Here is a 24,431-nt window from a genome sequence, read left to right on the forward strand (position 1 = left end):
GATTTAAGTATTGTCTAATTTCCCATGTTGTACTTTAATGAATATTATGTTTATTAAAGTACAATAGAGTTGTATTAGTTTTGAGGTTCTGTATTTTGTTTATCCTCAAAATAAATATCAGTATCATGAGGTCTGAATATTCTATATTGAGTCATATTCAGATTAGACTCGAATCCAATACCTTTTAGCATTAGCTTTTCTGGCCTTTTTATTTCAATATACTTGTCTGAATAAAATTTTTGTTCTTTCTCATCCCAAAAAAGCTCATCTGTACTGAATGTTTCACCTTGAATGTTTTCAATAAAAACATTGCCTTTGAGTCTCCAAAGTTTTCGCAATGTAAAATTCCATGCCGTATCGGCTATTAAACTCGTTTGTTTCTGGAAAGAAGTGTCGAATTGTTCTACATAGATTCCTTCCGGAAAATACCAGTGAGGATCTTTTGCATTTTCAAAGAACTCCCAATCTTTAGTAATCAGTTTGTATTTTATCAATCCCGAATCAGAGATAAGCATCGTAACACTATCGTCACGCATGCTAGGCATAGTTTCATTATCTAAAGGAGCATTTACATACTCTTTTTTGTCACTGCCACATGATATTAATAAACAAAGAATTAGGATACCTAGTGGCAGTATCCTAATACTTTGTTTATACTTTTTGATAAAATTCGGTTTGTTTGTGAGCATTTTTACAAATACTGAGGTCTTAGGTCTGTTTAATATTTTATACCCTTAAATAATATTATATTGAAACAATACTTATTTTATCTAAGTTTATTTTTCATAAACCACAATTCATTGATGCAAACGCCTACTGATATTCCAAAATATTGTTCTCTTATCAGGTTTGTTTTATTTGGATTTAGGCTTCTGTACTCAAAGTTTATATTGATGTATGAGGTTCTTCCCGAGTATACTACATCGCGTATTGGAAGACCAACACCTAGGGTTGCACCATATTCTTTATAACCTGAAATTTCGCCCAGATCATTTTGAACATTAACATAAGAGTTACTATAGTTTAGACCACCTCTGAATTTTACCCTTTTAATGAAGGCTCTGTCTCTGGGGTCTATAGTATATTCAATTCCGGTGTTGAAGCGCCATACATTATTGAAGCGGTCATCTTTATTCATACCATCATCCATATGCTCAGAATAACGCACATTGGACCAGTTTTGATATGTTACGTCAGCACCAACAGTAAGGCGTCTGTCGTGATTCCATGTAAAACCTAATCCGTATGTACTAGGTAAATCTGCATGAGCATCGCTGCCGGTAAATTGTGTTGTGTCTCCGGAAATAACTGTTCCACTAGAGTTTATGTCATTTTTGATTCTTTCAATTTTACCAGTTCTACTCACTTTCGGTGAAAATACAGCACCTAGTACTAAGTGATCTTTAGCATTTAGAGGTAAAATATATTGTGCTCCCAAATCAAATTTGAGAGAGTTCATCGTTAACTTATTTAATGCGTATTCTGTATTGGCAGAAGGTATACTTGTAATTGATATATTCCGTGTGTATTTTGTGTTTCCGAAAAGAAAAGAAACATTACCTCCGACCGATAAATTTTTGATTGGTTCATATGCTAAACCTAAATAGACTTGGCTAAAATTGCCCGAGCCCGTGAATGTTCTTGTAGTAGATAGATTGTTAGTTGTTTCTTGTGTACCAAATTGATATCCGACCGAAGAGAAAGGAAGTACTCCGAAACTCATACCTAATTTCTTGGCAACGCGAAACTGCATGGCAATATAATCTAAGCCGCCATTATTATCTGTTTGAGTATTATTACCTTCGGTAAAACGTGATTTGACATACGAAACGCCCATGTCATATATAAAGGTCAGAGAATCTGTACTTGTATAAGATGCAGGATTACCAGGATTAGCATCTAAGCCTCTTACCCCATAAGTTATCCCTCCCATCGCTCTTGATACTCCTATGGACTGGTTATTAAGCACTCCATAACCATATCTGCTATATGGTGAGTCTGTATTTTGTCCCACTACGGGAATAAGGAAAGCGACAAGACTTGCCGTAAGCAATAATTTTTTATATCCCTGCATTATGTAAATATTCAAAAATAAACTTTTGTTCTTTCATTTTTAGTTCTGCAAATGTATTATTTTTTAGTTGAGAATTTTATGTCTTTGTTGGCTCTACCCTCATTTTATTGCAAAATTTGCATATCTTAACTTTAAAGTATTGACTTGGACTTCGCTTTCAAAAATTGTTATACATATTTATAGATTTTATTTTTTAATAAAATCATTTTTTTTACTTGATAAATGAATCTGATTGTATTTTAGTATCTTTGCCCCTTGGATATATGATATATATGAGTAAGACAGTTGATTTAGTAAAAACAAAGTTTCACGATTTTTTTAAACTCGTAGAACCGATAAAAGATATTGCTTATTTTCTCTTCCTCTTTCTTTTTTTTGAATTAATATGGAAGCTTTCTGTACACGAAGCTAACGATGGAGAACAACTGATTGTACTAGGAAAGGATGTAACAGACTATATATATCCCATTTGCTTATGGACTGCACAATTTACTCACTATATTATCCACAATATCTTTGGTTTTAGTAATTTTAAAATAGATGATCTGCTTATCTATTTTGATAATTCTCTAAAAATGAAAATTATATGGGGATGTACAGGAGTTAAGCAAATCTTATTATTTACTTTTATTTTAATTTGTTATAAAGGTCCTCCCAAGAAAAAACTGGTATTTATACCAGTATCTATATTACTTCTTTTTATTGTAAATATTCTCAGGCTTATAATCTCTGCTTTTCTTATTAAGGGAGGTTTTCCTGATTGGTTTATTCCTGTAAATGAAAGCCTTAATCATCTCAAATGGGATGGTTCCCCTCAGACTTACTGGCAATTTTATAAAGATTGGTACTATTTCTTTCATGATGGTTTTTTTAAATGGGTATATTACGATGGTGTAATGTTTTTGTTATGGTTGTTGTGGCAAGAGAAATTTAATTTGCCTTATCAACGTCATAAAAACAGTGTTAATACTTAAATCTTCATTTTTCTTTTTGCTTCTTTAATTCAAAATAACATATTATAAAACATGTTTTAGCCATCTGTGATTCTTTAGATGATTGAAAATGAGTATATTGATTTTTGTTTGCTTCGTATGTGTTCGCACACATGTGTTGTGCTTTTAAAAATCTATTGTATATTTGCTAAGAACCTTTAATTATTTAAAAACAATTCTGTGTCCGTGCACAAGAATTTTTAGATTAGCTTATATCTAATACTATGGAAGACAAGTCTATTATACGTATTGTCGATATTGCGAGATTAGCAGGGGTATCGGTTGGTACTGTTGATCGTGTTTTGCATAATCGAGGACGTGTATCCGAAGAAAAAAGAACCCAAATAGAGAAAGTCCTTAAAGAGATTAACTATGAACCAAACATGGTCGCTCGATTTTTGGCATCAAAAAAAGACTACACGTTTGCTGTTCTCATTCCATCTTTTACTAAAGGAGAATATTGGGAGCTGGTAACTAATGGAATAGACAAGGCCACTGCTGAATTAAAAAACTTTAATGTTGCAGTCGAATACTTTTTCTTTGATCAACAAGATGAATCTTCCTTTAATAAAACTGTTCAGGCTCTCGATCAGCGAGAGTTTGCAGGAGTTGTTATTGCTACTATTTTTGGTGATAGTGTAATTAAACTCTCCCGAAAACTCGAAGAAAAAGAAGCTCCCTATATTTATATTGATTCGGATATCCCCAATCAGCACAATCTGGCTTATTTTGGAGCCGACTCACATATGAGTGGCATTATAGCTGCTAAATTGATGATGAGAGAAATCGGAAAATCAGGAGATATTATAATCGGGAAAATTAAATATAAAGGAACCAGTAATTCTGTTCAGATGGAGACTAGGGAACAAGGGTTTACAGATTACCTGAATCAAAATGAGTTTTTGGGGCAGATTCATTATTTGGAAATTGATTCGGAATACTCCGAAAGTGTTTTACAAAGATTGAAAGATATCAGAGCTAATGTTGGTGATGAAGTAGGAGCGATTGTCTTTAATTCTCGAATATATGAATTGGTTGATCTTTTCAAAAAACACGGTTGTGGGGATAAAGTATTTAAACTGATAGGTTATGATTCTATCGAAAAGAATGTAGAAGCCCTTAAAAATGATCAGGTTTTGTTTCTTATATCTCAACGCTCCATGCAACAAGGGTATGACGCCATAAAGTCGTTAAGTAACTACTTATTATTCAGTAAAAGTATCAATAAGACTAATTTTATGCCTATTGATATTTTAATGAAGGAGAATATTGAATATTACAAAAACTATAAATTATAATACTATGAAAAACAACTTGTTTTGTATCGAAAACAAAGTAATTGTTATCACAGGCGGATGTGGTGTATTAGGTTCGGACATGGCTCAGTATTTAGCTAATCAAGGAGCTAAAGTCGTGATTTTAGATAGAGTAAAAGATAAAGGAGAGGAACTTGTTGCTAAAATAAAAAGCCAAGGAAACGAAGCCTTATTTCTTTCTACAGATGTATTAAATAAGCAGGTTTTAGAACAAAATAGAGATGAAATAATTAAAGCTTACGGTCGTATCGATGTTTTGGTGAATGCCGCAGGTGGTAATATGCCGGGTGCAACAATAGCACCGGATAAAACAGTATTTGATCTTGAAATAGATGATTTCAAAAAGGTTGTTGATCTGAATTTATTCGGGACAGCAATTCCTACTATGGTTTTTGCGAAAGCAATGGTTGATAATGGTGCAGGTAATATTATAAATATTGCTTCGGAATCGGCATTACGCCCATTAACCCGTGTTGTCGGTTATGGTGCAGCTAAAGCTGCTGTGGCAAATTTTACTAAATATATGGCCGGAGAATTAGCTCTTAAATTCGGAGAAAAATTCCGTGTAAATGCATTAGCACCGGGATTTTTTATTACAGAACAAAATAGAACATTATTAACTAATCCTGACGGTTCGTATACGGATCGTGCTAAAACAATATTGGCTCATACACCATTTAATCGTTTTGGCGAAGCTGACGAATTATTGGGATCATTGCACTATTTGATTAGTGATGCTTCGAAATTTGTATCAGGTACTATTCTTGTTATTGACGGAGGCTTTGACGCTTTCTCTATTTGATAATAATAACACATAACATAAATAATATGATATTAAGTGAACAAACATGGCGTTGGTACGGTCCTAATGATCCTGTATCATTGGCTGATATCCGACAAGCTGGAGCAACAGGTATTGTAACAGCTCTTCATCATATAAAAAACGGTGAGGTTTGGACTGTTGAAGAAATTGAAAAACGCAAACAAATAATAGAATCGGCAGGGCTAACATGGTCTGTTGTCGAAAGTATTCCTGTACATGAATTCATCAAAACACAGGAAGGAAACTACAAACAATATATTGAAAATTATAAAGAGAGCATTCGTAATCTGGCTAAGTGTGGGGTAATGATTGTTACATATAACTTTATGCCTGTATTGGATTGGACTCGTACGGATTTAGCATTTACTGTTGCCGATGGTTCTAAAGCTCTTCGCTTCGAAAGAGCCGCTTTCTTAGCTTTTGACTTGTGTATTCTGAAACGTCCCGGAGCAGAAAAAGAATACAGTGCTGCGGATATTGCAAAGGCAAAAGCTAAATTCGAAAGTATGACACAAGCTGAGAAGGATTTGCTTGTTCGCAATATGATCGCAGGGTTACCCGGTGCAGAAGAAAGTTTTACTCTTGAAGAGTTTCAAGTACAATTAGATAGATATGAGGGTATAGATGAGGATAGACTTCGCTCAAATCTGATAGATTTTTTAAAAGAAATAGCACCTGTAGCAGATGAAGTAGGAGTGAAGTTGGCAATACATCCCGATGATCCTCCCTACGCAATATTAGGTTTACCCCGTGTTTTAAGTACAGAACAAGATTTTTTGAAATTGATAGAGGCTGTACCAAATAAATCGAATGGACTTTGCTTTTGTACAGGATCGTTTGGTGTGAGAGCGGATAATGACCTTCCTAAAATGATTGTAAATCTTGGTGATAGAGTGAATTTTATTCACTTGAGAGCTACGCAACGAGATGCAGAGGGTAACTTCTATGAAGCTAATCATCTTGAAGGTGATGTTGATATGTATTCTGTAATGAGAGGTTTATTGGAAATACAGCAAAAACGAAAGATTTCAATCCCTTTCCGTCCCGATCATGGACATCAAATGATTGATGATTTGAATAAGAAAACAAATCCCGGATATTCTTGTATCGGTCGATTGAGAGGTCTAGCTGAATTGAGAGGTCTTGAAATGGGGATTGCTAAAACTCTATATGCAAATTAATCATTAACTAATTTCTAATACACATCCCACGCTATGAAAAAAGTAGTCACCTTCGGCGAAATCATGCTACGCCTGTCAGCCCCCGGCTATCAACGCTTTATCCAGTCCACTAACCTGAATGCCACCTTCGGAGGCGGCGAAGCCAACGTAGCCGTATCCCTGTCCAACTACGGCATACCCACCGACTTCGTAACACGCCTACCCAAAAACGACATAGCAGACTGGTGCATCTCAGACCTACGCAAATACAACGTAGGAACCAGCAACATACAAAGAGGCGGAGACCGAGTAGGCATCTACTTCCTCGAAACAGGAGCCGTAGCCAGAGCCTCCAAAGTAGTCTATGACAGAGCAAACTCAGCCATAGCCGAAATCAAACCCGGCATGATCAACTGGAGAGAAATCTTCAAAGACGCGCAATGGTTTCACTGGACAGGAATCACACCCGCCCTCTCACAAGGAGCCGCAGACGCCTGCCTCGAAGCCATCAAAATAGCCAATGAAATGGGAGTCACCGTATCCACCGACCTCAACTACCGCAAAAACCTGTGGAAATACGGTAAAACAGCCGACCAAGTAATGCCCTCACTCGTAGAAGGATGCGACATCATACTCGGAAACGAAGAAGACGCAGAAAAAGTATTCTCAATCAAACCCGAAGGCTTTGACGTAGCCCATACAGGCGGAGAAGTCAACGCAGCCGAATTCGAATCCGTATGCACCCAGATGATGAAGAAGTTCCCCAGAGCAAAAAAAGTAATCATTACCCTGAGAGGCTCCATCAATGCCAATCACAATACCTGGGGAGGATGCCTGTATTCGGATAAACTATACCAATCCAAACGATATGACATCAGTCACATTGTAGACCGTGTAGGCGGAGGAGATTCCTTTATGGGAGGATTAGTTTACGGACTGATTACTTACCCACAAGACGACCAAAAAGCCCTTGAGTTTGCAGTGGCAGCTTCCTGTTTGAAACATACTATTTATGGTGATTACAACTTAGTGACTGTTTCAGAAGTGGAGAACCTCATGAAAGGCGATGGTTCGGGTAGGGTATCTAGATAATGACAAAATATATAATCTAATACTTATTGAAATACACATCTTTACAGTAAGTAGATATGTAATGCCTTGAACGAATGACTTTTCAGAGTTTATAGATTACATATCTACTTTTTCCTATAAATAATTATATCAAATATTCAACAAAACGAACAAACATATGTCCCGATTCAGTCGTATAGAAGCCTGCCAGGCGATGGCACAAACAGGCATGGTACCCGTCTTTTACAACAAAGACCTGGAAACCAGTAAACAAGTAGTCAAAGCCTGCTATGACGGAGGCGTCAGAGCCTTCGAATTCACCAACAGAGGCGACTTCGCCCATGAAATCTTCGCTGAACTAGTCAAATGGTCCGCCCAAGCATGCCCCGATATGATACTCGGCATAGGCTCCATCGTAGACGCAGGCACCGCCTCCCTCTACCTCCAACTCGGAGCCAACTTCGTAGTAGGCCCCTTACTCAATCCCGACATCTTTAAAGTATGCAACCGTCGCCAGGTAGCCTACATACCCGGATGCGGATCCGTATCAGAAATAGGATACGCACAAGAAATGGGAGCCGAAGTAGTCAAAGTATTCCCCGCCGGAAACGTCGGAGGCCCCACCTTCGTTAAAAACGTAAAAGCACCCATGCCCTGGTCAAGTATCATGGTAACAGGAGGAGTAGAATCCACAGAGGAGAATCTCACCAAATGGATCGAAGCCGGCGTAACCTGCGTAGGAATGGGCTCCAACCTCTTCCCAAAAGAAGTAATAGCAGCAGGGAACTGGGCGGAAATAACCCGTATGAGTAAAGAAGCACTGGCCATCATAGCCAAAGCAAGACAAAAATAAGGTTGACCTTATTGATACTTTTATTTACACCCTATTGTTAGATGAATAACAAAAAGGTCTTAGACCTTAAACCTTTAAATACCTATAAATGAATACACCTAATCAACCCACACAAAAAATAACCAACTACAGGTGGACCATCTGTGCCATGTTATTTTTTGCCACCACAATCAATTATCTGGACAGGCAGGTACTCTCCCTGACCTGGAAAGACTTTATCGCCCCCGAGTTTCACTGGACAAACAACGATTACGGTAATATCACCGCTTTGTTTTCCATCTTCTACGCCCTGAGCATGCTCTTTGCAGGCCGCTTTATCGACTGGATGGATACCAAGAAAGGATTCCTATGGGCAATCGGTATCTGGTCGCTGGGAGCCTGTTTACATGCCTTCTGTGGAATAGCCACATCAGGTATAACAGCAGGACAGTGGTTTGTAGGATTCGAAGGAGCACGTGAAGCCATATCCATGGTAGGAGACGGTGCTATGGTAGCATCGGTAAGTGTGACCCTGTTTATCTTTGCCCGTCTGGTACTGGCAATAGGGGAAGCAGGAAACTTTCCGGCAGCCATTAAAGCTACAGCAGAATACTTTCCAAAGAAAGACAGGGCATTATCTACCAGTATCTTCAATGCAGGGGCTACTGTAGGAGCACTGGCTGCACCTATATCTATTCCCTTCATTGCAGCTAAATGGGGATGGGAAATGTCCTTTATCATTATCGGAGCACTGGGATTTGTATGGATGGGATTCTGGGTGTTCATTTATAAGAAACCCGAGAAAAATCCGAAAGTCAATGCTGCTGAGCTGGCTTATATCCAACAGGATCTGGACGGAAGTGAGGGTATGGATGAAGCTACCAAGAAAGCTCATGACGGCAGAAAGATTTCCTTTCTGGATTGTTTTAAATACAAACAAACCTGGGCTTTTGCTTTTGGTAAGTTTATGACCGATGGTGTATGGTGGTTCTTCTTATTCTGGACGCCTGCTTACCTGAGTTCGGTATACGGTATCAAGTCGTCTGACCCTGAAGGTCAGTTAGCCATTTTTGTATTGTACCTGATTACGCTTCTTTCTATTATCGGGGGATGGCTTCCTACTTACTTTGTGGATAAGAAGGGCATGAATCCGTATGCGGGTCGTATGAAGGCGATGTTGATCTTTGCTTTCTTCCCGTTACTGGCTTTGTTTGCTCAGCCTTTGGGCAGTGTATCGTACTGGCTTCCTGTTATTATTATCGGTATTGCGGGTGCTGCTCATCAGGCTTGGTCTGCTAATATTTTCTCGACGGTGGGTGATATGTTCCCTAAGAAGGCTATTGCTACTATTACGGGTATTGGTGGTATGGCAGGTGGTGTGGGCTCGTTCCTGATTAATAAGGGTTCGGGTGTGCTCTTCGATCATGCGGGGGAGACTCAGATGGTATTTATGGGCTTCAAGGGTGAGGAAGCGGGTTATTTTATCATCTTCTCGGTGTGTGCTGTGGCGTATCTCATCGGGTGGACTGTTATGAAATCTTTAGTGCCTAAGTATAGCCCGATTACGGATTTGTAAAAAGATTTTTGAGTATTAGTTTTTATTATAATAATTTTGTTCCGTAAAAAAGCTCATTGAATTTCAATGAGCTTTTTTCTGTTTTTATTTTTTACGTCTCTTTTTACTCTTCGATATTCTGGAGAAGTAAGAATTATAATAAGGTTGAATTAGATCTAAAAAAGGTAAACTCAGGTGAAATCTATTTGTTAAGAAATGATCACTCGCTTTATTCAATACTATTATTTGTATTATATATCTGATTATAAATAATAGGATGGCAGCACCTAAATATACCCAAAGCTGCGATATTATAGAGTAAACGATTGAAGCAATGGCGAGTGAATAGAATAGATATCTTGAAAGGGTTTCAAGCGAAAATACGCCTCCGGTGAAACCTTTGAAATTGAATTTGGCTCTGCTGTATGCCGTCTTGATCTTTCTCCAATGAGAAAAATTGTCAAGTTCAGTTGACACATAGCTATCCTGTGATAAAGCTATGGCTGTATTATTGTCGGTCATAATATAGTTTACAAACACCTCTTCGGCATTATCATAGTTAAGTGTTGCCGAGAATCCTTTATTGTCAAAAAACAGATGTTTTCTGTAAGCTAAGTTTTTGTAAAGACCTGCAAATGGCTTGTCTTTAATAGCCATCGACATATATTGCAAGGTGAATATTAAATTATCAAATAAGGCTGTTTTATTGCTGAAGTCTTCACTTTCGGTGAAACGGCTATATCCAACTACTATATCTTTGTTTGCAAGGCTGTTTACCATCGATTTTACCCATTGATTAGTCATTGGTAAAGAATCGGCTTCGGTAAATAATAAAATGTCTTTGCGTGCAGCTTTTATACCGATGGTAAGAGGTAATACTTTGTTCTGAATAGTTTCGTTTGCATCAGAATAAGGAGAAAATGTACTATATAGAAATGGATACTCTCTTTTTAAATTTTTCAAAAGGAACTCACTTTCGTCTGTCGATCCATCATTTACTACGATCACTTCATAATCGGGATAATCCTGATTAAGAATAGAAGGGAGACATTTTGCGAGGTTCTCGGATTCATCTTTCGCTACAATAATTACAGAAACCGACGGCAAGGGAGTTATTTCTTCATGCGTATCAGCTATCTGTTTTAAATACGATAAGGGTTTCTTATAATATGCCAGATAAAAATATATCTGGATAAAAAGCATTATCAGTAGTGTTGATAGTAGTGCTATTCCAATAACATCAAGTGTGAAATATGATAAGAATTGTTCCATCAGAATTTATATAAGTACCAAAATATATTTTGCCATAGCATTTAACTATAACAAGCATGGTTTATAAAGCTAACCAAAGCAATAAAAAAATCAGTGACTTAACAACAGAAGAAAGTCAAGATCAGATCATTCTTGACTTTCTTTAAATATTGATATACAGTTTTTTACTTAGAGACTATCCGATAGATAAGCTTTAGGTATTTCTCTGCAGTTGTATTGCGAAGCCATTATTTCGCCATAAGCTCCTGCTGATCGAAGAGCAACAAAATCTCCTCTTTTAGTTTCATTCAGATCATAATCTTTAACAAAGCAATCGGATGATTCACATATCGGACCTACTACATCGTATTGTTGAACAGGGAGATCTGATGATATATTTTCTATCTTGTGATATGCTTGATACAAGGCTGGGCGGATTAAATCGGTCATACCTGCATCCAGGATTACAAATTTTTTGCTTTCGCCTTCTTTTACATAGGTAACTCTTGAGATTAGAGAACCGCATTGTGCAACAATAGCACGGCCTAGCTCGAAATGAAGGGTTTGCCCTTTTCTCAACTCAAGATTACTATTGAAAAGATCAAAGTAGTTTTTGAAATCAGAGATTGGATTTGTATTAGGATCATCGTAATCGATACCTAATCCTCCGCCTACATTAATATGCTTAAGTGTAACTCCTTCGTTTTCGCATTGAGTTTGCAATTCGTTTACACGGTCGCATAGTGGAGCAAATGTATCTACCTCTGTTATTTGTGATCCGATGTGAAAATGAATACCTATCAATTCGATATTTTTTAGAGTTCTGATCTTAGCAAATACTTTAGGTAAAGAAGACATCGAAAAACCGAATTTATTTTCGTTTAGTCCAGTTGTAATGTATTCGTGAGTATGAGCATCTACATTCGGATTGATACGAATGGCTACAGATGCCGTTTTACTCTTTTTTTCGGCTAGTTCGTTAATTACTTCTAACTCAGGTAGCGATTCAACATTAAAACAGAAAATATTATAATCTAATGCAAGATTGATTTCTTTGTCAGTTTTACCAACTCCGGCAAAAACGACCTTCGAAGCCGGGAAACCTGCATTGATAGCAGCTTTAACCTCATTACCGCTAACACAGTCTGCTCCAAATCCGGCAGCAGCAATTATTTGTAGTATTCTGTGATTCGCATTTGCTTTTACCGCATAATGCTGTACGTATCCGTACTTGTGAGTTATTTCCTTAACTATTGATAGAGTTTCTTTTAACAGATTGACATCGTAATAATAGAAAGGAGTTTCGAGCCCTTTAAAACTTTCAACCGGAAATGTTCCTTTTGTCATATATTGTTATTAAGTAAATGAAAAATATTAAATGATATATTTTAAATAATAAAATAGGCTTGTGACCTAAAATATTTTATTATTAAGCGATTGTAATGTTTTTTCTTTATCAACTTCCTTGATGATGAAAGATATGTTATAACTGCTTCCTCCGTATGAAATCATTCTGATAGGTACATTTTTTATGGCATCCAGAACCTCCGCTTCGAGGCTTGCATTTTCCCAGTTCAAATCACCTACAACCGATATGATCGTCATGTTTTTATCTACAGTTACTACTCCTAATTTTTTTAATTCATCTGTAATTTCAGTCAGATACTTAGGATTGTCGATGGTAACAGCCACACCTACTTCCGAAGTGGTGAGCATATCAATAGAGGTTTGATGATTTTCGAATATTTCACAAACTTTTCTCAAGAATCCATGAGCAAGTAACATTCTGCTCGATTTGATATTGATAACAGTTATACCGTCTTTAGAGGCTATTGCTTTAATTTTACCCTTTTCAGTCTGGTTTGAGATAAGTGTACCCTTACCTTCAGGATTATATATGTTTAATAATCGTACTGAAATATTCGCCATCTTGGCAGGGAGAATACACATCGGATGCAATATTTTAGCACCGAAATATGCAAGCTCTGCCGCTTCATCGAAGTTTATATGATGTACAATATTTGTATTGGATATCAATTGTGAATTATTGCCATATAAAGCATCAAAACCTGTCCATATTTGTATTTCTTCTGCCTGAATAGCAGCTCCTATGAGTGATGCCGAATAATCGCTGCCTCCAAATTGGAAGTTATCAATTTCGCCGTAAGCATTCTGGCAAATATATCCCTGAGTAACAAAAATGTCAGTATCTTTGTTTTGCTCTAATAATGCTTTTAGATTTTTTCGAATAAAAGTAGAATCGGGTTCCTGCTTTTTATCTACTCTAATAAAGTCTTTAGCATAAAGCTCCAACGCTTTAATATCTAATTCTTTTAGCATTAGAGTAAAAATACCAGTGCTTAAAAGCTCACCTTGTGCCAGTACTATTCTCTGTTCGAAAAGTGTAAATAGGTCGTTTGTAAACGAGCGGATGTACGACATCTTTTCTTTTACAAAAAACTGAGCTTTCTCTTTTATATCTTGTGTTGAATAAAGTTCTTCAATTTTTTCGAGATACTCCTTTTCCAGACGATTAATTGATTCATTAGCTCCTTCCGGATTCTTTTTGTACAAATAATCAGAAATTTCTTCCAATTGACTGGTTGTACCCGCCATAGCAGAAAGAATTACAATACTATTAGGTATTTGACTAACTAGTTTAGTAACTATTTTGAGTCTCTCGGGACTTGCAATGGCAGTAGAACCAAATTTGAGAACTTTCATTTCTGTATGCTAGATTAAAAAATGAATACTTAGATATCTTTATCGTGTATAAATAAATATACTAAATAAAGACGAGCAAAAATACAAAAAAAACTTGTATTCCCTTGCTCTAAATTAAATCTGATGCTATTTTTTAAGTTATACTTACACTTGTTTGATTTTTAGAATATATTGGTGTTACTAAAGTTACTCAAATTTACATTTTGGGTACGATAAGAAGCCTAGTCCCAAAGGAAAATAATAAAAAGGTCTGTGACCTTATCTTCAAATTACTTACCTTTGCACCTCGTTTTAAGATAATGAATAAAAAAGTACATGCTGATAGTTGAATCACTTAAGGTAGAGTTTGGAGGAAAAACTCTTTTTGACAATATAAATTTTATAATAAACGCTAAAGACCGTATAGCTCTTGTGGGTAAGAATGGTGCCGGAAAAAGTACCATGCTTAAAATACTTGCAGGGGTTAACAAAAGCTACCAAGGATCGGTTTCGGGTCCCGAAGGGATGACTATCGGATATTTGCCTCAGGTTATGCAGGTTTCGGATGACAGAACTGTACGTGAGGAGGCTTCGCTTGCTTTCTCTCAGATTTATGATCTGGAGGCACTCATCGAAGAGATGAACCGTCAGTTGGAGACTCGCACCGATTATGAATCGGACGATTATTCGAAGTTATTGGACGATTTTACTCATGCTCATGAAAGATTGGCAAATATAGAGGATACTAACTTTGATGGCGAGGTCGAAAAAACTCTGATGGGGCTTGGTTTCAAGCGGGATGATTTGGACAGACCAACCAGTGAATTTAGCGGTGGATGGCGTATGCGTATCGAATTGGCTAAACTGCTTCTTCGTAAGCCTGATATAATGCTATTGGATGAGCCTACCAATCACTTGGATATTGAATCTATTGGTTGGTTAGAAGATTTTATAACTACTCAGGCAAATGCAGTGGTACTTATTTCGCATGACCGTACCTTTATTGATGCTGTAACTACACGTACTATCGAATTGACTTTAGGTAAGATTTATGACTATAAGGTAAATTTCTCTAAATATGTGGAATTGAGAGAAGAACGCCGTCAACAACAAGTACATGCGTGGGAAGCTCAGCAAAAACAAATACAGGAGATCGAAGAATTTATAGAACGATTTCGTGCTCAGGCAGCTAAAGCAACTTTGGTACAAAGCCGTGTTCGTCAGTTGGAAAAACTCGATAGGGTGGAGATTGACGAAGAAGACCGTTCTTCTATTCGTATTAAATTTCAACCTGCTACACGTTCGGGTACTTATCCGTTAACAGTAGATATGGTTACTAAGAAGTATGACGATTATCTGGTTTTTGAGCATGCCAATTTAATGATAGAACGAGGCGAGAAAATTGCTCTAGCCGGAAAAAACGGTGAAGGTAAATCGACCTTTGTTAAATGTGTGATGGGCGAAACTCCATATGAAGGAACTATGATGTTAGGACATAATATCACTATAGGTTATTTTGCTCAAAATCAAGCTGATTTGTTGGATGAAGACCTTACTGTCTTTGAAACTATTGATCGTGTTGCCGAAGGAGATATCCGTACGCAGATCCGTAGTATATTGGGAGCTTTTATGTTTAACCGAGACGATTCGGATAAGAAAGTAAAAGTCCTGTCAGGAGGAGAGCGTACTCGACTGGCAATGATTAAATTATTGCTTGAACCTGTGAACCTGCTGATTCTCGATGAGCCTACCAATCACCTTGATTTAAAGACGAAAGAGGTTTTGAAAAATGCCCTTCTGGATTATGATGGTACTGTGATATTGGTATCTCACGACCGTGATTTCTTGGATGGATTAGTAACCAAAGTATTCGAGTTTTCGGACAAAAAAGTTCGTGAACATATCGGAGGAATTAAAGAATTCTTAGCTAAGAAAAGAGTATTATCTTCTTGATTAAATAAATGTAAATAAAAATAGCCGTACAGTGTTTTGTACGGCTATTTCTGTATATGCTGGTTAGTCTTTTCTCTTTTTGTATTTAGAGTAAAGTATCCATGCTAAAACTGCTATTAAGATAATAGGCCATATATTTAGTAAGAAGATAAATAACGTACTGATAATAATCCAACCGTTATGTAATGCCTCTATAGCCTGTTCACCCAAACTTGGCTTATATTCTTCTGTTGGTTTTTCGCGTAATACCTTTTCTTGATAATTAGTGGTGCTTTGATATAGCTTAATATTAATAGTACTATATTCTATCTGATCCTTGATGTCATATTCTGCTAGCTTTGTTTTGTTAGCATCATCAATTGTATTATCCAATACCTCTTCGGCATCTATTACACTATCTAATTTCTTTCCATTATTATCTATGGCAGTAGATACTCGTTTTTCTTTTTTATTTAGACGTTCTTGTTTCAGCTTTTCGGAGAGTAGTTGTAACGTAACGTCATTTGCTTCTATGGTTCTATAATCAATCTCAAGAGCAAGCGGAGCCAATTCTTTAAGTACAGTATCCAATTGCGTACGAGGAACTCTTAGTTTTAAGTCGGCAATTAAATTACTGTGATAAGTTACCAAAGATGAATCTTTAGATATGTTTGTTGTTGTGGAGTAACTGTTTTCGTTACTTATTGCTGATCGTATAATGAAACCTTTATGCTTGATGATAATATCTTCTATCGTGTAGGTTGCTTCAGGAACGCTTTTTACCCTGAACTTCATTTGTGCAGTGCGAATAAACTGATGTATTCCATCATCATAATTGGTAGCAGTAGATGAGCTTATAAAATTGATGGGGGTTGATGTGTTAGATTGGTTTGCTGGTGCTTTCTCTTCAGATATTGCATCAATTGCGTATACTTCTTCGTTCAATTGTGCCGAAGTTTCTCTTTGCGATTTATTCGAACACGATAATAGGAGGCAGATTCCTGCTATAATACTTATTGGTTTAATTGTATATTTCATAATGACTAATTTTGAGGTTTTAAAATTGTACACCTTTGTAAGTATATTTATTAAATAGAGATAACTAATTCTTAGATTCCATAAAGATGGTGAAAAATAGGCATAAACAGAATTCTGAATGTAAGGTCAGTATAAGTTTAATGTAAACTTACTCTATGTCTTGTTTGTTATTATTACTTTAGTATGCAAAAAGAAAGCTTTCCTATGAAACATCGTATATTCTTATTATTTTACTTATTTGTAGTATTATCCACTTCTATGTATGGACAGGCTTATAAAACACAAGCTTTGTCGGGCGAAATACATACTATACAGGTTAATGCAGGTGGAGATTGGCAAAGGTTACCCATTATTCAATTAAATAATAACGATTATATTCAGATAAACTTCGATCGTTTGGGTCCTAATTCTTATAAGCCTTTGCGTTATCGGCTTGTTAATTGTTATGCTGACTGGACTCGCTCAAAACTTATGGATATAGAGTATGTAGATGGTTTCAATGATATTTTGATTGAAGATTTTGCTCAATCGATGAATACAACTGTAGACTATATGAACTTCAATCTCGAAATACCGAATGAGAGGCAGCGAATCAGACTTTCAGGTAATTATGCTGTAGAAGTGTATGAAGAAGACAATCCCGATAAAATTTTATTGACAGCTTGTTTTTCTATTTTAAATCCCGAAGTTTCGGTTACAGGCTCGGTTTCATCTAATACTGATATCGACAGTAATAAAGAGCATCAACAACTATCGTTTGCTATTAATACTACCAATTTAAGGATCAGAGATGTTTTCTCCGATCTGAAAGTTTTTATTCGCCAGAATAACAGATTGGATAATCAAAAGTCATTCGTTAAACCAACTTTTGTACAAGGGAATCGTCTGGTTTATGAATTCAATAAAGACTTAATATTTGAAGCGGGTAATGAGTATCGCCGATTTGAATCGGTAAGCTACAGATTTAATGGACTGAATATAGCATCTACTAAGTATATAAGACCTTATTATTATACATATTTGGTTCCCGACAAAATCAGGGCAGGCAGAGTGTATGTATATGATAGAGATCAGGACGGACGTTTCTTTATTCGAAATGCAGAAGGAAGAGATGCTGATACCGAAGCCGATTATTTTATGACGAATTTCACATTAAAAGCCGATAACCCTTTTTTAGAACCCATTTATTTAAATGGCGCTTTTACGAATGATATATTCAATGAGAAGTCTTTGATGACATATGATTATAGCCAAAAAGAGTATCATGGAGCCATGTTGTTGAAACAAGGTGCATATAATTATCAATACTTGGCAAAATCAGGAAAAGACTATACCACATCTTTAGTCGAAGGAAATTATTTTCAAACGCAGAACCAGTATTGTATATATGTTTATCATCGCCCTATTGGTTATCAAAGCGATAATTTGATAGCCATACTACTGTTAACAACTGGTAACTAATAGCTGTAAAGGTTAAAAGAAACGATTAGTGTATGGAATTTTCCTTACATTTTTCCCTATTTAAGGACAGCAGTAATAAATTTCTTTTCGTGAGGATAGAAACTTAATTTGGAAACGCAAAATAACTAGAATATGAAGAAGCGATTAATTTTAGGTCTGTCGTTACTCTTATCCATAGGAGTATTCTCTCAGACTTTAAAAAACGGAGGTTCTATGAAAACATATGAACAACAATGGACGCAGATGCAAAAGTTTGAAAAAGACGATTTGCCAAAATCAGCAACCGGTGTAGTGGACGAAATTCTAAAGCAAGCAGTGGCTGATAAGAATACTCCACAAGTTATAAAAGCCTTAATCTACAAAAATAAGTATAAGGTAGCTACCGACAAACAAGAAAACACTCAGCTATTTACTGATTTAGAGAATCTAATAGCTAATTCTACGGATGTAAATGACAAGGCATTACTGCACTCGATGTTAGCCGAATTATATTTGAACTATTATAATGCAGACAGGTGGACTATTGATCAAAGAACCAATATTGTAGGTTTTGTACCTGACGATATGAAAGAGTGGTCTAAGAACATATTTCAAGAAAAAGCATTGCGAAATTTAGCTGCTTCAGTAAAAGATCAATCTTCTTTGTTGAAACAAACCACGAAGTCATATAAAGATATTATTGAATTGGGAGATGATTCTCAAAGATTATATCCGACTCTTTACGACTTCTTGATTAATCGTGCTATTGATCAGTCGTTTAGAATAACTTCAGCCCGCGATCAGGCATCTTTGTTTCAAAAAGCTTTGGCAAACAAAAAGATGCAAATAGGTGATTTGGCTGTAGATACCGAGGGTTTTGTTAAGCTAGATTTTAGTGGAGATGAGAATCTCATAACTCTGCAATATTACAAGGACTTTCTTCAGTCTCTTCTTAATCGAAATATGAATGAGTCTGTTGTTCTGGTTGAATTACAGAGGAATAATTATCTATCGGGACAGTCAGAAGCATATCGAACCAAACATGCCTATAATTTTCTATTGTCATTAGAAAAACGAAATGAGGCATACGATTATAATGTGGAGATTTTAAATGCTCTTATCGATGACTTGAACCGTAATAACCCTTCGAGGAGGAATTATTTTAATGTAACACCTGCGAATGACGGAAACAATAAAAAAATATATGATTGGTGCCAGTATGGTTTGACTAAATATCCCAATTACCGGAGGATTGATCTGCTTAAAAGTAAATTAGCGTCACTTGAAAACCCATATGCCAGAGTAGATGGCCCCTCGGTATATCATCCGGATAATAAAAATAAGACTTTCAAATTACAGTATAAGAATTTGAAAGATATGACAATCAAAGTGAGGGACAAAAAGACAAAAACGATTGTAAAGACCGAAAAAATAATTCTCAATCCTAAAACTACTTACTCTAATGAAGAGCAAGAGTTCACTATTGATTTAGATAAACCGGGCAATTATGAGATAATTGCTGATTTTGATAAGAAAGCTGCCGATAAATCTGCAGATGGTTTCTTCTCTTTTAGCATTTCACCCGTTGCTGATTTTGCAAGAGTTGCAGGCGAAAATAAATATGAATTTTATGTTGTCGATCGTATTACAGGGAGACCAATGAAAGATGCTTCAATCATTGTTTATGCAGTATCGTGGTCTCCTCAGAAATACACCAAAGTGGATGAAGTAAAAACCAATGCGGATGGATTTGTAACTTATGATATTACCAAATTGTTGGCGGCAGATAAAACTCAGGATAATTTCAGATATGTATATAGAATAAGTAAAGATGGTGTAGAGCTTCCTGATTATGAATATTTTGCTAATACTTCGGTATATTCGCCAACATTGAATGATGAAGTCATAGATATTTTTATGGATAGAAGCATATATCGCCCTGGTCAAACAGTATATTTTAAAGCGATATCAGCTAAGCAAGTGAATAAAACAACTACTTTACTGAATGCAAACAAACAATACAAAGTAGCTTTATACAATGCCAATAATCAATTAGTTACAGATAAAAGGCTATTTGCAAATGAATTTGGTTCATTAGCTGGCGAGTTTGTATTACCTCAAACCGGACTCTCGGGACAATATAGAATAGAAGTGGGGGAGACTTCCCAATATTTTAGTGTTGAAGAATATAAACGTCCTACTTTTCAAGTAACATTTGACCCAATAGAGACGAGTTATGCTTTTGGAGATGTCGTAAAATTGACAGGACATGCCGAGAACTATTCGGGAGCTAAAGTTCAGGGAGCTAATGTGGAATATAATATTACAAAAAGTTCTTTCTTTAGATGGTGGTTTCCTTCTGCTACTGAAAATATAGCAAATGGAACGGTTACGACTAAAGATGACGGATCATTCGAAATTATTTTTACAGCTCCGTTAAATGATTCTCCGGCAGGCTTATTTAATAATAATATATTTAATTTCTCGGTTGAAGCCGAAGTGACTGATATAAATGGAGAAACACAGAGTGGGAATTCTAATTTTGTTATTGGCGATGTATCAATGATATTATCAGCCAATATTCCTAGTCAGTTAGAAAAATCATCTAAGGAGAAGATTCATGTAACCGCTACTAACCTTAATGGACAGCCTATTCAGACAAAAGGTACTTATACAGTATATAGTGTGTTACCTAATGATAGCATAAAAGCAGAAGTGTTATCGGGCAATTTTACGACTGATACTGCCACTTTTGATCTGAAAACAGTAATTGCCAAACTACCATCAGCAAAATATCTTTTATCGTTAAATTCTAAAGATGATAAGGGTAGGGATGTAGTATCTCGTAATTATTTTATTCTTTATTCTTTAGATGATAAAAATCCGCCCATTGATACGAATGAGTGGTTTATAAAAGAGCAAACTACTTTTAATGCGTCTAAGAATGCTGAACTAATCCTGGGAGTGTCAGCTAAGAATGCAACTATTCTTTATGACTTACTAAAAGGGGATAAACTGCTAGAACGTCAACATTTAGAATTAAGTAATGCAAATATAAAATTTGTCATTCCTTATAAGGATGAGTATGGTGATCAGATATCGGCTGTATTTACTTATGTAATAGATGAAAAGCCATATATACAACAAGTAATACTTACTAAATCAGAGGAAGCTAAAGAATTGAAGTTGAAATTTGAAGTGTTCAGAGATAAACTTCGCCCCGGTCAACAAGAAGAATGGAGAATATCTGTCAGGGATAATCAAAATAAACCCGCTTTTGCGGAATTATTAGCATCTATGTACGATAGTTCATTAGATCAGTTAAGCTCACCAAACGTTTGGCGATTTGATCCTCAATATATAGAGTCCATTTATCCCAGACCATTCGATATAGGATCTGCTTTTGGTACAGTTAATGGTTCATCTTCATTTAGGGTAGCCAATAAGTATGATTATAAGCCATTTAATTGGGATCGATTAAATTGGTTTGGTTTTAATTTTTATGGTTATTATTCAGGTTTTCGTCTAAGAGGTGTATCAACTTTAGCTCCTGCTCCAGAAATGGCCTTACAAGGAAAAGTAGCTGGATTGGCAGTTATGGATGCAGCAAATAGAGAATCTGTTCAATTCACACCTCCTGTCATAGAAGAGGATATGGCTGTTTCTGAGGGTAATGGAATAAGCGGATCTGCTCCACAAATCCGAAGTAACTTCAATGAAACTGCTTTTTTCTATCCGCAATTAAAAACAGATAAAAACGGAGAAACAATTATAAGTTTCATTGTTCCCGAAAGTAATACAACATGGAATTTCAGAGCTTTGGCTTATGATAAATCGTTAAATATAGGAAATTTGGTTGCATCAACCGTGTCTCGTAAAGAACTTATGGTTACTCCTAATATGCCTCGTTTTGTGCGTGAAGGTGATAAAACGAGTATATCTAGTAAAATATCTAATTTGTCGGACAAAGCTGTTAGTGGAAGAGTTAGGATTGAATTCTTCGATCCATTGACTGATAAGCCAAGTACAATTGTAGTAGCTAATCAGTATCAGGATTTTAATTTAGAAAAAGATGCTTCGGGATCAGTTGCATGGTTATTTGATGTTCCATCGAATATAGATATGTTAGGTTGTCGTATTATTGCTGAAAGCGAATCTTTTAGTGATGGTGAACAGCATGTAATGCCGGTACTTCCTAACAGGATGCTGGTAACAGAAAGTATGACAATGAATGTCAATGGTAGTCAGACTAAAGATTTCACATTTGATAAATTTGTGAATAACAAATCCAATACATTGTCTAATTATCGCCTGACTCTCGAATATACAGGCAATCCGGCTTGGTATGCTGTACAAGCTTTACCTGTTTTGAGTAATCCTACGAATGAGAATGCTGTAAATTGGTTTGCCAGTTATTATGTAAATACTTTAGGCTCGTTTATAATGAAACAGTATCCTAAGGTTGCTACAATGATTGATGCATGGAAAAAACAAGGAGGAAATAAAGAAACGCTTGTTTTGAAATTGCAAAAGAATGAAGAACTGAAAACTGTACTATTAGAGGAAACTCCTTGGGTTTTAGATGCAAAAGATGAAATAGAGCAAATGAATCGTCTTTCATTATTATTTGACCTGAATAATACCAATATGCAAACCAGTCAGGCTATAGCTAAATTACAGGAATTGCAAAATCCCGATGGAGGTTGGTCTTGGTACAAAGGTATGTACTCGAGCCGAAGTATGACACAGTATATACTATACGGATTTTCAGAACTTGTAAAACTCAATGCTGTTGAGTATCCTGAAGAAGTACGTATTATGCAAATGAATGCTTTGAAGTATATTGATGCTCAAATATTGGAAGATTATAAAAACTTGAAGAAGTATAATAAAGATTGGCCGAAAATAACTAATATTTCTACTAATCAGCTTGAATACTTGTATGTAAGGTCAAATTATAGAGATATTCCGATTGATCAAGCTACAAGAGAGGCTGAGAAATTCTATACTTCTGTGGTTGAGAAAAATTGGACTAACCTGAATCTTTATGAACGATCGTTGCTTGCTGTCTTATCGGTGCATAATGGCAATAAAGTGATGAGTGACAAAATAATGAACTCGATTCGAGAATATGCAACTATTAATGACGAAATGGGTATGTTCTGGGCAAATAATACCAGCAATGCCTTTATGAGTAATTCTGCTGTAACTGTTCATTCTTTCATTATGGAAGCTTTTCAAGAAACAAAAGCATCAGCAAAGGATATGGATTTAATGAAACAGTGGCTGCTGAAACAAAAACAAACTCAGGTTTGGGAATCTACTCATGCTACTATTGATGCTATCTATGCTCTTTTGAGTACCGGTAACGATTGGTTTACAATAAGTGGAGAGTCTAAGATATTTGTAAATAATCAATTAATTGAGTCATCGGATAAAGAATTGGGTACAGACTACATTAAGCAATCATGGCTAGGTGACCAAATATCTTCATCGATGGGGAATGTGAAAATTGAAAAATCAGGAGACGGGCCTGCATGGGGAGCCATGTATTGGCAATATTACGAAGATCTGGATAAGATTACAACTCAAAAAGGAGAATTGAACATCGATAAGAAATTATTTGTAGAAAAAGCATTGGATAAAGGGAAAACTTTAGTTGAAGTTACCGAATCTAATCCATTAAAGGTGGGTGATAAAGTAGTCATGCGTTTGACCGTTCGAGTAGATCGTGATATGGAGTTTGTGCATTTAAAAGATATGAGAGCTTCTTGTTTCGAACCTATAGAGACATTATCAGGTATAAGATGGCAAAATAATACTTACTATTATCAATCGACAAAGGATGCATCTACTAATTTCTTCTTTGATCATTTGGCAAAAGGTACTTATGTTTTTGAATATCCTGTATATGTAAATCGTAGTGGTGAGTATTCCAATGGAATAACTTCGATACAATGTATGTATGCTCCCGAATTTGTATCTAATACAAATGGCATAAAAGTGATTGTTCAATAATATTATATATTATAATACGGATACTCCCATACTTTTGAGAAAGTATGGGAGTATCTTTTTTAAGCTCATAAGCATTCTAAAAAAGCACAGAGGAATATAGCTGTTCTATAATATGAGAATCTCAGATAGTTAAAAATGTTATTTTTATAGTCAAAATCTTTGTTTACTAAACTTTTATGATCGAATTGATGTTATACTTTCAAAGCCTTTAAATAGCTTATTTAAT

Annotated in this window: 16 protein-coding genes; 10 read left to right on the forward strand and 6 right to left on the reverse strand. The window is 35.9% G+C overall.

Annotation, left to right across the window (positions count from 1 at the left end; all coding sequences use genetic code 11):
* Window positions 1-74: 74 nt before the first annotated feature.
* Entirely contained in the window at window positions 75-689 is a 615-nt protein-coding gene (lptC, locus tag G7050_RS14775; protein WP_166116795.1) for an LPS export ABC transporter periplasmic protein LptC, read from the reverse strand.
* A gap of 77 nt (window positions 690-766) precedes the next feature.
* Window positions 767-2,074, reverse strand: a complete 1,308-nt coding sequence (locus tag G7050_RS14780; RefSeq protein ID WP_166116797.1) for an OmpP1/FadL family transporter — start codon at window positions 2,072-2,074, stop codon at window positions 767-769.
* 272 nt (window positions 2,075-2,346) lie between these two features.
* Between G7050_RS14780 and G7050_RS14785 the strand changes: the two genes are divergently transcribed.
* The 7 genes from G7050_RS14785 (at window position 2,347) to G7050_RS14815 (ending at window position 9,844) form a co-directional block, all read left to right on the forward strand.
* Entirely contained in the window at window positions 2,347-3,048 is a 702-nt protein-coding gene (locus tag G7050_RS14785; RefSeq protein WP_166116799.1) for an archaeosortase/exosortase family protein, read from the forward strand.
* Between the two features lie 242 nt (window positions 3,049-3,290).
* Window positions 3,291-4,364, forward strand: a complete 1,074-nt coding sequence (locus G7050_RS14790; protein WP_166116801.1) for a substrate-binding domain-containing protein — start codon at window positions 3,291-3,293, stop codon at window positions 4,362-4,364.
* Between the two features lie 4 nt (window positions 4,365-4,368).
* Window positions 4,369-5,184: an SDR family oxidoreductase gene (locus G7050_RS14795; RefSeq protein ID WP_166116803.1), complete on the forward strand. Its 816-nt coding sequence runs from the start codon at window positions 4,369-4,371 to the stop codon at window positions 5,182-5,184.
* 26 nt (window positions 5,185-5,210) lie between these two features.
* Window positions 5,211-6,386, forward strand: coding sequence for a mannonate dehydratase (gene uxuA, locus G7050_RS14800; RefSeq protein ID WP_166116805.1), 1,176 nt, complete (start codon window positions 5,211-5,213; stop codon window positions 6,384-6,386).
* Window positions 6,387-6,419: 33 nt separating this feature from the next.
* Window positions 6,420-7,457: a sugar kinase gene (locus tag G7050_RS14805; protein WP_166110633.1), complete on the forward strand. Its 1,038-nt coding sequence runs from the start codon at window positions 6,420-6,422 to the stop codon at window positions 7,455-7,457.
* Window positions 7,458-7,614: 157 nt separating this feature from the next.
* Window positions 7,615-8,289, forward strand: coding sequence for a bifunctional 4-hydroxy-2-oxoglutarate aldolase/2-dehydro-3-deoxy-phosphogluconate aldolase (locus G7050_RS14810; RefSeq protein ID WP_166116807.1), 675 nt, complete (start codon window positions 7,615-7,617; stop codon window positions 8,287-8,289).
* 88 nt (window positions 8,290-8,377) lie between these two features.
* Window positions 8,378-9,844, forward strand: a complete 1,467-nt coding sequence (locus tag G7050_RS14815) for an MFS transporter (RefSeq protein ID WP_166116809.1) — start codon at window positions 8,378-8,380, stop codon at window positions 9,842-9,844.
* 84 nt (window positions 9,845-9,928) lie between these two features.
* Here the strand turns inward: G7050_RS14815 and G7050_RS14820 are convergent, their stop codons facing one another.
* The 3 genes from G7050_RS14820 to G7050_RS14830 form a co-directional block, all read right to left on the reverse strand.
* A complete protein-coding gene (locus G7050_RS14820) occupies window positions 9,929-11,095 on the reverse strand; it encodes a glycosyltransferase (protein ID WP_166116811.1) in 1,167 nt (388 codons plus the stop codon).
* A 168-nt stretch (window positions 11,096-11,263) separates the two neighbouring features.
* Window positions 11,264-12,421: a diaminopimelate decarboxylase gene (lysA, locus tag G7050_RS14825; protein WP_166116813.1), complete on the reverse strand. Its 1,158-nt coding sequence runs from the start codon at window positions 12,419-12,421 to the stop codon at window positions 11,264-11,266.
* Window positions 12,422-12,487: 66 nt separating this feature from the next.
* On the reverse strand, window positions 12,488-13,798 hold the full coding sequence (locus G7050_RS14830) for an aspartate kinase (RefSeq protein WP_166116815.1): 1,311 nt from the start codon (window positions 13,796-13,798) through the stop codon (window positions 12,488-12,490).
* Window positions 13,799-14,113: 315 nt separating this feature from the next.
* Here G7050_RS14830 and G7050_RS14835 point away from each other — a divergent pair, with 315 nt between their 5' ends.
* Complete coding sequence (locus G7050_RS14835; protein ID WP_166116817.1) at window positions 14,114-15,730, forward strand: ABC-F family ATP-binding cassette domain-containing protein; 1,617 nt, start codon at window positions 14,114-14,116, stop codon at window positions 15,728-15,730.
* 63 nt (window positions 15,731-15,793) lie between these two features.
* Here G7050_RS14835 and G7050_RS14840 read toward each other — a convergent pair whose 3' ends face one another.
* The gene (locus G7050_RS14840) at window positions 15,794-16,747 is read right to left on the reverse strand and encodes a DUF4349 domain-containing protein (RefSeq protein ID WP_166116819.1); all 954 of its coding nucleotides are present in this window, start codon (window positions 16,745-16,747) and stop codon (window positions 15,794-15,796) included.
* 204 nt (window positions 16,748-16,951) lie between these two features.
* Here G7050_RS14840 and G7050_RS14845 point away from each other — a divergent pair, with 204 nt between their 5' ends.
* Together G7050_RS14845 and G7050_RS14850 are read left to right on the forward strand one after the other, a co-directional pair.
* Window positions 16,952-18,208, forward strand: coding sequence for a DUF5103 domain-containing protein (locus G7050_RS14845; protein WP_166116821.1), 1,257 nt, complete (start codon window positions 16,952-16,954; stop codon window positions 18,206-18,208).
* Window positions 18,209-18,340: 132 nt separating this feature from the next.
* On the forward strand, window positions 18,341-24,205 hold the full coding sequence (locus G7050_RS14850) for an alpha-2-macroglobulin (RefSeq protein ID WP_166116823.1): 5,865 nt from the start codon (window positions 18,341-18,343) through the stop codon (window positions 24,203-24,205).
* The last annotated feature ends 226 nt before the right edge of the window (window positions 24,206-24,431 follow it).

The sequence above is a fragment of the Dysgonomonas sp. HDW5A genome (assembly GCF_011299555.1).
Taxonomy (GTDB): domain Bacteria; phylum Bacteroidota; class Bacteroidia; order Bacteroidales; family Dysgonomonadaceae; genus Dysgonomonas_A.

Bases quoted from the DNA above. Each gene is read 5' to 3' on its own strand.
- lptC (WP_166116795.1), bottom strand. From the start codon at position 689: ATGCTCACAAACAAACCGAATTTTATCAAAAAGTATAAACAAAGTATT.
- G7050_RS14780 (WP_166116797.1), bottom strand. From the start codon at position 2,074: ATGCAGGGATATAAAAAATTATTGCTTACGGCAAGTCTTGTCGCTTTC.
- G7050_RS14785 (WP_166116799.1), top strand. From the start codon at position 2,347: ATGAGTAAGACAGTTGATTTAGTAAAAACAAAGTTTCACGATTTTTTT.
- G7050_RS14790 (WP_166116801.1), top strand. From the start codon at position 3,291: ATGGAAGACAAGTCTATTATACGTATTGTCGATATTGCGAGATTAGCA.
- G7050_RS14795 (WP_166116803.1), top strand. From the start codon at position 4,369: ATGAAAAACAACTTGTTTTGTATCGAAAACAAAGTAATTGTTATCACA.
- uxuA (WP_166116805.1), top strand. From the start codon at position 5,211: ATGATATTAAGTGAACAAACATGGCGTTGGTACGGTCCTAATGATCCT.
- G7050_RS14805 (WP_166110633.1), top strand. From the start codon at position 6,420: ATGAAAAAAGTAGTCACCTTCGGCGAAATCATGCTACGCCTGTCAGCC.
- G7050_RS14810 (WP_166116807.1), top strand. From the start codon at position 7,615: ATGTCCCGATTCAGTCGTATAGAAGCCTGCCAGGCGATGGCACAAACA.
- G7050_RS14815 (WP_166116809.1), top strand. From the start codon at position 8,378: ATGAATACACCTAATCAACCCACACAAAAAATAACCAACTACAGGTGG.
- G7050_RS14820 (WP_166116811.1), bottom strand. From the start codon at position 11,095: ATGGAACAATTCTTATCATATTTCACACTTGATGTTATTGGAATAGCA.
- lysA (WP_166116813.1), bottom strand. From the start codon at position 12,421: ATGACAAAAGGAACATTTCCGGTTGAAAGTTTTAAAGGGCTCGAAACT.
- G7050_RS14830 (WP_166116815.1), bottom strand. From the start codon at position 13,798: ATGAAAGTTCTCAAATTTGGTTCTACTGCCATTGCAAGTCCCGAGAGA.
- G7050_RS14835 (WP_166116817.1), top strand. From the start codon at position 14,114: ATGCTGATAGTTGAATCACTTAAGGTAGAGTTTGGAGGAAAAACTCTT.
- G7050_RS14840 (WP_166116819.1), bottom strand. From the start codon at position 16,747: ATGAAATATACAATTAAACCAATAAGTATTATAGCAGGAATCTGCCTC.
- G7050_RS14845 (WP_166116821.1), top strand. From the start codon at position 16,952: ATGAAACATCGTATATTCTTATTATTTTACTTATTTGTAGTATTATCC.
- G7050_RS14850 (WP_166116823.1), top strand. From the start codon at position 18,341: ATGAAGAAGCGATTAATTTTAGGTCTGTCGTTACTCTTATCCATAGGA.